The sequence below is a fragment of the Thalassovita mediterranea genome (genome assembly GCA_019448215.1).
Lineage (GTDB): Bacteria > Pseudomonadota > Alphaproteobacteria > Caulobacterales > Hyphomonadaceae > Henriciella.
Genome location: CP080408.1, coordinates 852,848 through 865,177, shown reverse-complemented (window position 1 = coordinate 865,177; position 12,330 = coordinate 852,848). Strand labels below are relative to the sequence as shown.

Here is a 12,330-nt window from a genome sequence, read left to right as displayed (position 1 = left end):
CGGCCGCGCCCAAACCGGCAGAAGGGCCATATCAATTGCGCACACGAGCAAAAGCGCCGGCCATGATCATCGCCCTGCTCGCCGCAGCGGTGGCGCTTTCTGCCTGCGATGTCGCCCTGCCAGAAGAAAGCGGCGACTACTGCCGCTCCGTTACCTTCCGCTCACTGCCCTACACTGTCTGCACCTTCCGCGCTGACCGCGACGATATCCGCCTCTTCTATGCCGATGGAGAGGCTGGCCAGTACCTCCAGTTCAACACGCTTGCTGACACGCTGGAAGCGCGCGGCGAAACGCTCGTCTTCGCGATGAATGGCGGCATGTACCACGAAGACCGCCAGCCCGTCGGCTATCTGCGCGCCGAGGATGGCGACCGTGCCAGCGTCAACACGAATGAAGGGCCCGGCAACTTCCATATGAAGCCGAACGGCGTCTTCTGGCTGGAGGATGGGCGCGCCGGGATTTCCGTGTCCGAAGCCTATCTGGAAGAAGATCGCGACCCCGAATACGCCACCCAGTCCGGCCCGATGCTGGTCATCGATGGCGAGATACACCCGGCGCTCAACCCCGACGGCACCTCCCGCAAGCGCCGCAACGGTGTCGGCGTCAGCGCCGATGGACGTACGGTCCACTTTGCCATTTCGGACACGCTCGTCACCTTCCACGACTTTGCGAGCCTCTTCCGTGAGCGGCTCGAAGTCCCGGACGCGCTTTTCCTCGATGGGCAGGTCTCCCGCATCTATGCCCCGGCCATGAGCCGTGATGAGCAGGGCGCCGATATGGGGCCAATCGTCGGTGTGGTGGAAAGATGAAAAAGATAGAGCTTTCTGACGAACGACGCGGCGCCCTTGTCGCGCATCTCCAGTCGCTCTTTGCTTCCAGCTTCGATGAAAATCTGAGTGACTTTCGCGCGGGTGAGATCCTCGACCTCATGCTGCGTACGCTCGGCCCCACTGTCTACAATCAGGCCGTGGAGGATGTCCGTGTACACCTTCAGGTCAAGCTCGATGACCTCGACGGAGAGGTCCATATCGAGGAAGACTGATCAGGTCCCCCAATGCATCAAGGGCGGCCACCGCGAATGCAGCGCCGCCCTGAAACCAATACATACTGTCAGCAAGCGATGCCGAAGCCTGGCGCTGCAGGCTTCGGCGATGCGCTGAATTGCAGGGCCGGACATCAGCCCTGAATAAACCTAGTACTCGTTGTCGCCTTCAAGCGCTTCATCGGCCTCATTGACGATGTTGCGCGTGGCTTCCCCGGTTTCTTCAGCAGCTGCGCCAAGGAACTGGTCCATGCGCTCACCAGCACCTTCGAAGGAGCCTTCTGCAATGCGGAAGTACAGCAGGATGATCAGAAAGATTGCGGCGATCAGAACGATCAGGCCGGAAAGAAATTTACCCATCAGCTTAGCCCTCTTGGATCGGGAACGCCCACAGCCACCCGCTACGGGCTTCATTCAAAATCCTAACACATTATTAAGGTATTAGTTCCGACGCGCAAGCTTGGACTTTGCCCGGCATATCCCCCATCTCCTGTCAGGCGAATAAACCTCAACCGGAAGGATAGATTGATGGCAGCCCTGACGCTTTATGGCCTGAAGAACTGTGACACCTGCAAGAAAGCGATGTCGGCGCTCGACGCCGACGGCCATGACGTCACGCTGGTCGACATTCGCGAGGACGCCGATCTGCAGGAAAAAGTCCCGCTCTGGCTGGAGGCTGTCGGCCCGGACAAGCTCGTCAACAAGCGCTCGACGACATGGCGCGGCCTCTCCACCGAAGAGAAGTCCGAGGTCGAACAGGGCAAGGCAAAGGCCCTGCTCATCCAGAACCCGACACTGATCAAGCGTCCGGTGATCGAGACCGGCGCCGATATCTATGTCGGCTGGACGAGCGACGTTCAGGCCGTCTTCTAGGCTGGCGCCGTCAGCCCTCTAGAATAGCGCGAACCAGAGACAGCTCACGCCGGTGACTAGCATCACGATGGCGGTCAGCAGCGTGCCGAACATGCGGCCCGGGCTGCCCCCACTGGAGCCGCCAAGACCGACTGCGTGCAGGATACGGCCGATCAGGAATAGCGCGCCAAGCCCGTGGATCAGCAAAACCGGCGCTGACAGGACCCCGAGCCCCATAATACCGATCAGCGTGACCGGCACATCCTCGACGGCATTGCCCTGCACGCGCTGGGCGCGCTGCAGGCGCTCATTCGCGCCGTCGCCGAAAATGATCTTCTCGGCTGAACGCACCCTGCCGACATTCACCTTGAGCAGGATGAACAGGATGATGAACAGGCCAGCATAAAGAATGGCGGCTTCGATAGATGTCATGGCGTTTCCCCTTCGCTGTGCGCGTCTGCCGCGCGCATGCCGATATCTCCGCCGAACCGCGCAAGCTGGTCAAGCGTTTCTCTTGAGACCCCTTGCCGGAGGTGGCTCGAAATTGATTCGGAACGCCAATGGCGCGCGGTCCGTTAATCAAGCGACCCTACAGAAATTAGGAGAAACAAATGAAGAAGTTCATCACCGCACTCGCGACGACCACTATCCTGGCGGCAAGTCCCGCTTTCGCTGACAATCATATGGAAGGTTCAGACGACAATTCCGAAACGATGAAAACCGATGTCGATAATGAGACCTCGACCGAGGCCACTTCTGAAGTCGACACCGCACCAGCCCCTACAGCGTTCCCGGCCGAGACGATCGTGGATCCCGAAACTGAAGCTGAAACCAGCGCCGATGTCGAGATGACGACGGAAAGCGACATGGAGCAGACCGAAAGCCCAACGCCGCCAACCACCACGTCTACGACACGTACAACGACGCGCACCTATACGTCTGACGACACGGCCGAGATGGACACCGAAACCATGAACGACACCAATACGTCGGACATGACGCAACCGGACACCACGACGACCACGACCGAGAACGTCGAGACAACTGAAGCGGAAACCGAAGACTTCGTCCGCACGAGTTCCACGTCCGTGCCAAGCAATGAGCTAGGCTCTTCAATGGCCGTCCAGCTTTTCCTCAGCATCGATGGTGACGGCAACGGCATGATTTCGCAGTCCGAGTGGAGCGACTGGCAGAACCGCTCGAATGTCGGCGACGATCTCTTCGGCAAGTATGACGCCGACCGCGATGGTGACATTGAGCTCAGTGAGTACCTGATGACCTACGACGCTTCGTAATCATTTGGATATCTACCTCGTTAAAGCCCGCCTCATTGGCGGGCTTTTTCATGTCTTATCCCATTGAAACGCGCGCAGTCAGGCGCGATAGCCAAGCTCATGCTCATCGCCTTCAACAAGCCTTTTGGCGTCCTGTCCCAGTTTACCGACAAGGGAACAGAGGGAAGCCCCCGCCAGACCCTGTCGGATTTTATAGATTTGCCGGGCGTCTATCCTGCGGGTCGGCTCGACCGGGACAGCGAGGGCCTGCTCCTGCTCACTGATGATGGGCGTCTCCAGTCCCGGATTGCCGATCCGCGTCACAAGACCGAGAAAACCTACCTGGCCCAGGTCGAAGGCCTGCCTGAGCCGGAGGCGCTAGAAGCCTTTCGCCGCGGCCTGGATCTCAAGGACGGCCGCACCCGTCCTGCGAAAGTAAAGCAGGTTGATGCCCCTGAAGGACTGTGGGAGCGGGATCCACCCGTACGCTACCGCAAGACGGTGCCCGATTGCTGGCTTGAGATTGGTCTGCGGGAAGGAAAGAACCGGCAGGTCCGGCGCATGACGGCAGCAATCGGTCACCCGACCCTGCGCCTCATCCGTATTCGCATCGGCGACCGGTCCCTGGACGGTCTCGCACCCGGTACATGGCGCGAAGTGTCCCGCTAGCACGCAAGCACCGGGCCTCTTCCAGCAAATTTCTCGATAATTTTCGCTCATATAACCCGGCAGGGTGATGCGGGCCAAAAAATCCCCTGATCTATTGCATTCACTTCAGTTTCAGGGGGAAGCAAAATGCTCAGGAAAATCATTCTCGTTTCGATTGCCGGACTTGCTGCAACGGCCTGTTCGACCACCACGTCGCTTGGCGGCTCTCAGGAGCTGACGCCGCGCCTTGTCGCGAGCCAGCCGGGCGACGCCGACATGAGCTGTGAGGCGCTCAGCACCGAGATCGCCAGCATGGACACCTATATGGCGCAAGCCGACCAGAGTGCCCGCAACGCCGAGACATCCGGCGCAGCGGCCAGCACGGCAGCCGGTCTTGCAACGAATGCCGCGCTTTATAGCGGCGCCCTCGGCCGCGTGCCGGGACTGGGCTTTGCAGCAAATGCTGCAGGGGGGCTTGCGCAGCAAACCGCGCAGGCAGAGGCCGAGCGTCAGGCCGAAAATGCACGCACGGCAGAACTGCGCCGCACAGCGCTAATGGGGATATATGCTGGCAAGGGCTGCTAGGGGCTGTCTGCCCGGCCCGTGTCGGACGTGTTGCTGATTGCATCCAGTATGAAGTGAGCGACCCGTTCAGGCCTTTGATACAGCATAATGGCGCCGGCGCCCGGCTCGGTTTCAAACCGGGCGCCGCGCAACTTCCCAACGAATTCGCGGACCGCTTCCGGGTCCAGGATCGAGCAGTCTTCCGGCTGCAACCAGTATTGCGGGCAGGCCAGGTTTTCAGTGTCGCCCGACCAGTCCGAATGTTTTGATTTCTCATCCAGAAAGAACGGGATGCCTTCCTGCTCGCAGGCGTGGAATGTCCCGTTGGCGTGGAGCTCCATGACGCCGGGCATCAGAAGCGCCCGCATATCGACCTCGGAGCGCGTATACCGGTCGATCAGGAAGGCGCGCACCCCCTTTTTCCTGAAACTCCGTATGCCAAGAGAATTGCTCATCTTGAGGATAGACGGCGCATGGCGCGTCGCCATGGCGGCGAACCGCACACGCCTGTCCATGCTGGCATAATGCTTCTCCTGAAGCGGGATCCCTCCGTTGATCAGGACCAGCGACCGGACGCGGGGGCCAAGTGCGCGCGCGATCCGAAACGCATGGCTGGTGCCGAGTTGATGGCCCACCACATGGACCTCGTTCACGCCTTCAGCCTCCAGCATCGCCAGTGCATCGGCGACCGTATACGCCTCGAAGTCCTCGGCTGTTTCTGGCGGGTCCGTATAGCCATATCCCGGCCGGGACTGGGCAAGCAGACGCACACCGGCTTCGGCCAGCTTGTTGAGGAAGGCCGGCGCAAAGAACGGCCCCTGTATCAGGGCATGGGAAAACAGCACCGCCGTCTTCGCGTCGCTCGGCCCATGCCGGTAATAGGCAACCTTGCGCCCCTCACGCATGAGATGGTTCAGCGCCCGCATGGGTGTCGCCCAGCTATCGAGGCTCGACTGGCGCTCATCGGGCATCTTGCGCAGAAGGTAGGACATGCTGGCCGCCAGCCGCACCACATCGGTCATACGCGCGCAGCCCGTCTTCCGCAGGATGGTTTTGGCCTGCACCTTGATCGTCTCGGGTGAGCGTCCGCGATCCTCGGCAATCTCGCGCGGCGTCTTGTTATCGAGATGCCCTTGCAGGACTTCGGTCTCAGACTCCGTCAGACCCAGCGCATTGCCAAGCCGCTCGATCAGCCCGTCAGACCAGTGAATAAAGGATAGAGAAATGCGCGCTTCGGCACTCTCCGAGCGGCCCGGCTGGACAAGGGCGAGGCATGGGCGCGGATCGCTGCCCTCAACTGTCGCAAGCACGATGCGGTCTTCACGTGCAGGTTCAGAAAGCGCTTCGCGGACCTGAGCGAGGGCTTCATGATCGAAGGGCAACTCGTCCAGCGGCCGGGGCAGGGTGCAGCCCAGCAGGGCGACGGCGGCCTCATTCCCATCAACCTGCATCGTTCCCGGCGCGACCCGCAGCACGCTATGATAGCGCGCATCCGTTTCAGCTTCGTGGGCCTCTGCCTTCAGCGCCACATCGAAGATTCGTTCCAGACGGCTCGTATGGTCCTCGACGCCTTCGGGGGTGAATTTCGCCACATCCTCGGCGACCTTTCCCGTCTCCGGATCGGCGCAGAAGAAGTCATGGGCGGCATCGAGAAAATCTTCAAAACCCGCGCTCTCGAGCGGTATCTCATAGGCCCGGCCCAGGAGTTCAAAATATCTCGACTGCGTCGTCGTCTCGGCCATGAGAAGTCTCAAAGCTGCTGGCCCGCCTTAAGGTTGCAGCAAGCACGGGGCCGCTGGCAAGGGGGATTTCGGAACGCTTCATATTTGGCGGGAACGGGCTGCGCCCTAGCTCTCGGAGTGTTCACTCATTCAGAAAGGGAAACCGCCATGCGCCTTCTCACAGCTCTTGCCGCCTCCACAGCCTTCACCTTCGCCGCCCAGGCCGGCGAGACCGTCGACTACACCGTCGATGGCGCGACCTATGAAGGCTACCTTGCTGAGGCCACGCGCGAGTCCAAAGGCCTCGTCGTCATCATCCATGACTGGGGCGGCCTTGATGAGTATGAGATGACCCGCGTCGAAATGATCGCTGATGAGGGCTATGACGCCTTCGCGATCGACCTTTATGGCAAGGGCAATCGTCCGGCGACGACCGATGCCCGCAAGGAGCAGGTCGGTATGCTCTACAATGATCGCGAGATGATGCGTGCCCGCATCCTTGGCGGCATTGCTGAGGCGCGTGAAGCCTCCGGTGAGACCAATGTCATTCTCATGGGCTACTGCTTCGGCGGCGGCGCAACGCTGGAGCTTGCCCGCTCTGGTCAGGGTGAGAATATCGCAGGTTATGCCACTTTCCATGGCAGCCTGGATGCCCCTGAAGGTGCCAACTACTCGGCCACCTCAGCGCCCATCCTCGTCATGCATGGCGGCGCCGATAGCGGCATCCCGAACAGTCTTGCCGCAGACCTCGCCGACCAGCTGGAAACCGATGGCGTAACCTATGAGGTCCAGATCTATTCAGGCGCGCCGCATGCCTGGACCGTTTTCGGCTCGGACCGCTATCAGGAGCTTGCTGACAAGAAGAGCTGGGACGCGTTCATGGACTTCACGGAACGCTATCTTGAAGGCGACGACGACTAGTCGCCCCCAACCCGTCTGCCAAAATCAAAGGCCCGGTGCCGAGGGGAAAGTCCTCTAGGCGCCGGGCCTTTTCTGCTTCTGGCTATGCCGCGAAATTCGGCTGACCGTTGGACGCTGAAAGCCCGCCATCGACCGGCAGGATAACCCCGCTCACGAAGGCAGCATCCGGTCCGGCCAGGAAGGCGATAACGCTCGCCACTTCCTCTGGCTCTGCGGCCCGGCCAAGCGGCAGGCGCGCGCGCACCTTCTCCATCTTGTCCTCGTCCGAATGGATGCCTTCGGCCATTTCGGTCTTCGTCACGCTCGGTGCGACGGCATTCACGCGCACGTCGTACTTCCCAAGGTCGAGCGCCACGGCGCGCGTCATGTTCGAGACCGCGCCCTTGGACGTGTTGTAGCCAAACATCCTCCAGTCGCCGCCAATGCCGGACACGGACGAGGTGTTCACGATAGAGCCCTTTGCCGTCTTCAGATGAGGAAGGGCGGCGGTCACCGTGTGGAAGATGCCGGTGACATTGATCGACATGATCTTCTCGAAATCTTCCAGCGACAGGTCGCCCGGCTCGCCCATTTCCGCGACGCCCGCATTGTTGATGAGGCAATCAATGCCGCCAAATTTCTCTACGGTCTGAGAGATCAGATGCGAGACGTCATTGGCGTTCGAAACGTCGCCAGACACAACCAGCGTGCGCTCAGCAGGCAGATCGCCTGCCACCTTGTCCAGCTTCTCTTTCGTGCGTCCGTTCAGAACGACATTCCATCCATCGCCCGAAAACCGCTTCGCCGTCGCCTCACCGATGCCGGACCCGGCGCCTGTGATAATGACTGTCTTGGTATCGCTCATTCGTCTTCCTTTCGCGTGTCTGGTATGAAGGCAGGCAGGGAGGGACCATGCATGCCGCCATCGACGCCCGCAGAGGCAAAGCCCGCCGCGCCGCTTCGCCAGGAGCTACGCAGCGCCTTCGACGCAGTTCCGGATGACGTGCGTCGTCGCTGGATTGAGCTGCGCGAGCTTGTGCTTGAAACGGCCGCTCGCACCGACGGGGTCGGCGCAGTATCCGAAAGTCTGAAATGGGGCGAGCCGAGCTTTGCGGCGCGCAGCGGTACCCCTGTCCGCCTGGGGTGGAAGCCATCGAGCCCGGGCATCGTCCGCCTGCTTGTCCATTGCCAGACGGACCTCGTCGCGCGCTGGCGTGAGCGCTATGGCGACACCCTAACCTTCGAAGGCACGCGCGCCATCGCCCTGCCGCTCGACCAGAAACTGCCTCGGGACGAGCTCGCTCACTGCATTGCCATGGCGCTGACCTACAAGCTTTAGGAGACTAAGCCTCCGGGCCCTGAGCGCGCGCCCCGCACTGCGCATAGAAAAACAAGCTTGCCATAGATTACATCTGTAATTATCACGAAAGACTACATATGTAGTCAAAGGGTTTCGTGATGGTTGCAAAATGCTGGATGGCAGCCCCAGTGATTGGGCTGGTACTGTGTGTGGGGGCGGCGCACGCGCAGGCGGGCGTCGATCAGGCCTGCGCCGCGCTACCGGACCCATGCCTTGCAAGCGGCAACATCGTGGTTCTCGCGCCTGAAGACGTGGCACCTGCCATGCTCGCGTCGGCGCACGAAGCGTCGCGTCAGTTCGAAACCTTTTTCGGTGTCGCACCTCGCCCGGCCGCTATTGTCAGCGGCGGTGAGGTTTCGACAGACCTGAAAGCGCGTCTCGAGGGCGAAGGCATCAACACGGTTCTGCCCTGGCTGTCGGCAAGCGACCGCGCCCGCATGAAAGAGCAGAGCATCCGCCGCCAGCTTGCGGACCTGCCGGACAGCGTGCGCGACGCTGCGATCAGGCAGGCCCTGGCTCAGATCTCTACGCCAGACCCTCAGGATAGCGGGCTCGCCGATCAGGAGAGCGGCGCCCTTCGCCATGAGCTTGGCCATTTGTGGTTCATGGCGGCATTCACGCCCGAAGACGCGGCCAGACAGACCGGTCACGGCTATGGTGGATGGGCCCCGGACTGGCTTGATGAGACCGCTGCGGTCCTCCTCGAAACGCCGTCCCTCGCTGACAAGCGCCGCCAGTCCTTTCACGAGACTCACAAGCATGAACACCTGAAGGACCTGACGACATATCTGAGCATGGTGCACCCGTCTGCGGGCGCGGCCAGGCAGTTGCAGCAGTCGGCCAATACCGCCGATCAGGATGCGCCCGGCACTGCGGGCCGCGTAATGTTCTTGAGCGGCGAGGAAGCCGAAGCCTTTCTGCGCGCGTCTGGCGGCGCGGCCGCTCCCGCTTTTTACGGGCAGGCCCGCCTCTTCGCCGATTTCCTTATGGAGAAAACCGGCGACGAGCAGGTCTTTGCTTCGATAACGAGACATCATGCCGCCGGCGGCAATTTCGAAAGCTGGCTTGTCTCAGGCGAAGCAGGCGGCCTGCCGCAAACTCTGGACGCTTTTGAGGCCGCCTGGCTGGACTGGCTGAACGCAAACTGACGGTTGCTCCCCGCTTTTCATGGCGCCGGGTCCATCCTAGACCCTCCTCATGTTTCTCATCGGTCTCATTGGCGGGGTCAGCCCCGAAGCCACGAAAATCTATTACGAGCTGCTCAATGCTCATGCGCGCACGCGCCATGGCGGTCAGCATTCGGCGCGCTGCATCTTTTTCATGCTCGATTACGGCGTGATGATTGGCCACTATCATGACGAGAACTGGGACGCTTTCCGCGCCGAAGTCGTCAAAAGCGCAAACGCCCTCAAAGCCGCTGGAGCAGAGGCTATCGCTATCACATCCGGCACGACACATGTCGCCGCTGATGCCGTGGCGGAGGCGACCGGGCTGCCTGTCATCCACATGCTCGATAGCCTGTCGGATGCGATGATGGCGAAAGGGATCGCCAGTCCGCTCCTGCTCGGCACGCCATGGGTAATGAGCGGCGATTTCTTCGCCCCGGCGCTCGCCCAGCGCTTCCCCGGCACGCCGGTGATCCCGTCCGAAGACGACCGGAACCTCATCGGCCGCGTGATCTTCGATGAGCTCGTGAACGGCGTAGTGAAGCCCACCTCCCGCGATGAGCTGACGGCCATGATTACCCGCTATGCAGACGAAGGCGCAGACGGCGTCATCCTTGGCTGCACAGAGCTTTGCATGATCCTGTCAGAGGGCGATGGGCCGCTACCCATTTTCTCCACCACCCATATTCACGCCGACGCCATAAATGACTGGATGGCAAAGGACGAGTGATCCGCCCAAAGCCCCGCCGCGCTTGGTGAGAGCGTCTGTGGCGGGCGCTTGCGAATTCGCTTAGGCTCCCGTCACTCGGATACGAACCGGATGTCCCATATGCGCGCTACGCTTACTGTCCTCTTCCTTGCTTTCACCAGCTTCTCTGCGGCCACCGCGCAGGAAAGCCTCTGCGGCGAAGACCCGGTGGCAACAGGCGAGGCATTGCTCGCCCGCGCCGAGGCGCTTGAGGAAAGCGGCAATGAGTGGGAGCCGCTTTTTGAAGAGGTGGTCGGCTTCGAAAATGAATGCTCGCAGTCTTTCGAAACCGACCTGATCGCCGCCGAAACGGCCTGGGAAATGTCTGACCATGCCGCGCGTGAGGACAGCTATCGCGCGGCCTCCTTCGTGCTTTACGCGGTCCAGTCGATAGAGGCGCGCTGGATGGACGAAGACGCCATCTGGGGCGCTGCCGGTCCTGACGAAGCTGCCGTAGAACAACGCCTTGCAGAGACAGAGCGCCTCGCACCCGTCATCGAGGGCTTCATCGCGCCGACCATCCTGCGCGCGATCGGAAGCGGGCGCTACTATCAGGGCTTCGATGGGCCGGATGAGACCTGCCCCTACCAGTATGGTCATATCGCGCAGATCGAGGCACGCGCCCAGCTGGAAGGCATCATGGGCGTGCTGGATGGCAACCCGGCAGATAGCGTGACGCTGCCCATCATTCCGGGCGACTACCGGCTTCTCGTCCTGCGTGACCGTTGCCAGATTGTCGCCGACGATGTGCGCCTCGTGCGCGCATTTCTCCTGACGCAGCTTGCAGAACGGGCGCTCGCCAATCCCGGCGTGCCGATGCCGGATGGCTCAGCCCCACCGGAAACGCTCGCGGCCACCCTGATCGAGCAAGCGCAGGCTGAAATCGCCGCCATGGACACGGCGCTCGTCGCCGACAATGCCTTCATCAAGGAAGAGGCCGACGCCCTCGCCGCGCAGATTGCCGGCGAAGAGGGCGGCTGACGGGGCGCGCTATAGCGCCTCTTTCAGGAAGGTGACCGTCTTCGGCCAGTTATCCTGCTGCGCGGCCCGGTTAGAGGCTGGCGTCCCGCCCCAGTCGAGCGCCTCATCCGCTGTCTCAGGATCGAGCGTCTCGGCGGGCAGGCCGCCTGCGCCATGTCCAGCCTCTGGATAGGCAAGCACCGTCACCTCTGGTCCGTCCATCGCTTCGGCGTGCGCATCGATAGCTTCCGCCATGGGGCAGCTTGGCCACAGCGCATCTGACCCGCCGCAGATGAGCAGCATCGGCGCATCGCTCTCTTCTACAGCGATCACCGCGTCTTCATGCTCGGAGACGGCTTTCAGCCCATTGGCATAGAGCGAATAGAGCCCGGTCTGGTAATCGAATTCGCCATAGGGCAGGGCAGGATAGGGCGCGCCATTAAGGGACCAGGAGGCTTCTGGTTCGCGCCCGTCAAAGTCCCAATTGATGCCTGTCCAGGAGACACTGGACGGCACGATGGCGACAACGCCGTCAATCTCGCGTCTCCGGCTCGCCATGATCAGTGCTGCTTCGGCGCCTTTTGACGTGCCGAATATGCCGACCCGGCCTTCGTCGACCTCATCGCGTGCAAGCAGCCAGTCCAGCGCCCGGTCAAACCGCTCCAGCGGCACCATTTCAAGGTTCTGCTCCTGCCCTTCATACCGGTAGAAAGACAGGTGCAGCACGTGAAAGCCCTCGGCCCGCAGCGCTTCGGCATCGCGAACGACACCCTCGCTCAATCCCCCTTCAGACCCGCCAAACATTAAGATTGCAGGCCCGGGCGCATCGGCGCGCATGGCCGGGTAATAATTGGCGATCAGCCCGTCTTCCCGGATTTCGATGACCTCGTCCAAGGCGCCTTGCGAGACAACTGTCTCTGGGGCGGCCTCCGGCACGGACTGACAGGCGGGCAGGATCAGCGCCGCCGAAAGGCACACGGCAAGGCCCAGCGGGCGAATGGAAAAGGACATGAGGTGCTTCCTCGTACTCGGGCTTCAATAGACGTCCGGCCTCGCACAGGGCGCCCCTGCGGTCCACTTGCAAGCTCAACCATT

Annotated in this window: 16 protein-coding genes; 11 read left to right on the top strand and 5 right to left on the bottom strand. The window is 61.5% G+C overall.

The window, feature by feature from the left end; translation table 11 throughout:
- The first annotated feature begins 62 nt into the window (after positions 1-62).
- Positions 63-809, top strand: coding sequence for a phosphodiester glycosidase family protein (locus tag KUV46_04175; GenBank protein QYJ01597.1), 747 nt, complete (start codon positions 63-65; stop codon positions 807-809).
- Positions 806-1,042, top strand: a complete 237-nt coding sequence (locus KUV46_04170) for a DUF2164 domain-containing protein (GenBank protein QYJ01596.1) — start codon at positions 806-808, stop codon at positions 1,040-1,042. The genes KUV46_04175 and KUV46_04170 overlap by 4 nt, the downstream gene beginning before the upstream one ends.
- 150 nt (positions 1,043-1,192) lie before the next feature.
- On the opposite strand, the gene KUV46_04165 is transcribed toward KUV46_04170, so the two are convergent.
- Complete coding sequence (locus KUV46_04165) at positions 1,193-1,402, bottom strand: hypothetical protein (GenBank protein QYJ01595.1); 210 nt, start codon at positions 1,400-1,402, stop codon at positions 1,193-1,195.
- 177 nt (positions 1,403-1,579) lie between these two features.
- Between KUV46_04165 and KUV46_04160 the strand changes: the two genes are divergently transcribed.
- Positions 1,580-1,915, top strand: a complete 336-nt coding sequence (locus KUV46_04160) for an arsenate reductase (protein ID QYJ02343.1) — start codon at positions 1,580-1,582, stop codon at positions 1,913-1,915.
- Between the two features lie 18 nt (positions 1,916-1,933).
- On the opposite strand, the gene KUV46_04155 is transcribed toward KUV46_04160, so the two are convergent.
- On the bottom strand, positions 1,934-2,326 hold the full coding sequence (locus KUV46_04155; GenBank protein QYJ01594.1) for an MAPEG family protein: 393 nt from the start codon (positions 2,324-2,326) through the stop codon (positions 1,934-1,936).
- A gap of 179 nt (positions 2,327-2,505) precedes the next feature.
- Between KUV46_04155 and KUV46_04150 the strand changes: the two genes are divergently transcribed.
- The 3 genes from KUV46_04150 (at position 2,506) to KUV46_04140 (ending at position 4,401) form a co-directional block, all read left to right on the top strand.
- On the top strand, positions 2,506-3,189 hold the full coding sequence (locus KUV46_04150; GenBank protein QYJ01593.1) for a hypothetical protein: 684 nt from the start codon (positions 2,506-2,508) through the stop codon (positions 3,187-3,189).
- 99 nt (positions 3,190-3,288) lie between these two features.
- Positions 3,289-3,837 (top strand): pseudouridine synthase, encoded by a 549-nt coding sequence (locus KUV46_04145; protein QYJ01592.1) that lies wholly within the window; start codon positions 3,289-3,291, stop codon positions 3,835-3,837.
- 126 nt (positions 3,838-3,963) lie between these two features.
- Entirely contained in the window at positions 3,964-4,401 is a 438-nt protein-coding gene (locus KUV46_04140) for a hypothetical protein (GenBank protein QYJ01591.1), read from the top strand.
- Here the strand turns inward: KUV46_04140 and KUV46_04135 are convergent.
- Positions 4,398-6,122 carry an alpha/beta fold hydrolase gene (locus KUV46_04135; GenBank protein QYJ01590.1) on the bottom strand — a complete coding sequence of 575 codons (1,725 nt, stop codon included), beginning with the start codon at positions 6,120-6,122 and terminating at the stop codon, positions 4,398-4,400. The genes KUV46_04140 and KUV46_04135 overlap by 4 nt on opposite strands.
- A 147-nt stretch (positions 6,123-6,269) precedes the next feature.
- Between KUV46_04135 and KUV46_04130 the strand changes: the two genes are divergently transcribed.
- Entirely contained in the window at positions 6,270-7,022 is a 753-nt protein-coding gene (locus tag KUV46_04130; GenBank protein ID QYJ01589.1) for a dienelactone hydrolase family protein, read from the top strand.
- Positions 7,023-7,104: 82 nt separating this feature from the next.
- Here KUV46_04130 and KUV46_04125 read toward each other — a convergent pair whose 3' ends face one another.
- The gene (locus tag KUV46_04125) at positions 7,105-7,866 is read right to left on the bottom strand and encodes an SDR family oxidoreductase (GenBank protein QYJ01588.1); all 762 of its coding nucleotides are present in this window, start codon (positions 7,864-7,866) and stop codon (positions 7,105-7,107) included.
- Between the two features lie 51 nt (positions 7,867-7,917).
- Here KUV46_04125 and KUV46_04120 point away from each other — a divergent pair, with 51 nt between their 5' ends.
- The 4 genes from KUV46_04120 to KUV46_04105 all read left to right on the top strand — a co-directional run bounded on the left by KUV46_04120 (position 7,918) and on the right by KUV46_04105 (position 11,256).
- Positions 7,918-8,340, top strand: a complete 423-nt coding sequence (locus tag KUV46_04120; protein ID QYJ01587.1) for a DUF1801 domain-containing protein — start codon at positions 7,918-7,920, stop codon at positions 8,338-8,340.
- Between the two features lie 137 nt (positions 8,341-8,477).
- A complete protein-coding gene (locus KUV46_04115) occupies positions 8,478-9,509 on the top strand; it encodes a hypothetical protein (protein ID QYJ01586.1) in 1,032 nt (343 codons plus the stop codon).
- Positions 9,510-9,558: 49 nt separating this feature from the next.
- Complete coding sequence (locus tag KUV46_04110) at positions 9,559-10,257, top strand: amino acid racemase (GenBank protein ID QYJ01585.1); 699 nt, start codon at positions 9,559-9,561, stop codon at positions 10,255-10,257.
- 99 nt (positions 10,258-10,356) lie between these two features.
- Positions 10,357-11,256 carry a hypothetical protein gene (locus tag KUV46_04105; GenBank protein QYJ01584.1) on the top strand — a complete coding sequence of 300 codons (900 nt, stop codon included), beginning with the start codon at positions 10,357-10,359 and terminating at the stop codon, positions 11,254-11,256.
- A 9-nt stretch (positions 11,257-11,265) separates the two neighbouring features.
- Here KUV46_04105 and KUV46_04100 read toward each other — a convergent pair whose 3' ends face one another.
- Positions 11,266-12,246 carry a prolyl oligopeptidase family serine peptidase gene (locus KUV46_04100; GenBank protein QYJ01583.1) on the bottom strand — a complete coding sequence of 327 codons (981 nt, stop codon included), beginning with the start codon at positions 12,244-12,246 and terminating at the stop codon, positions 11,266-11,268.
- Positions 12,247-12,330: the final 84 nt, after the last annotated feature.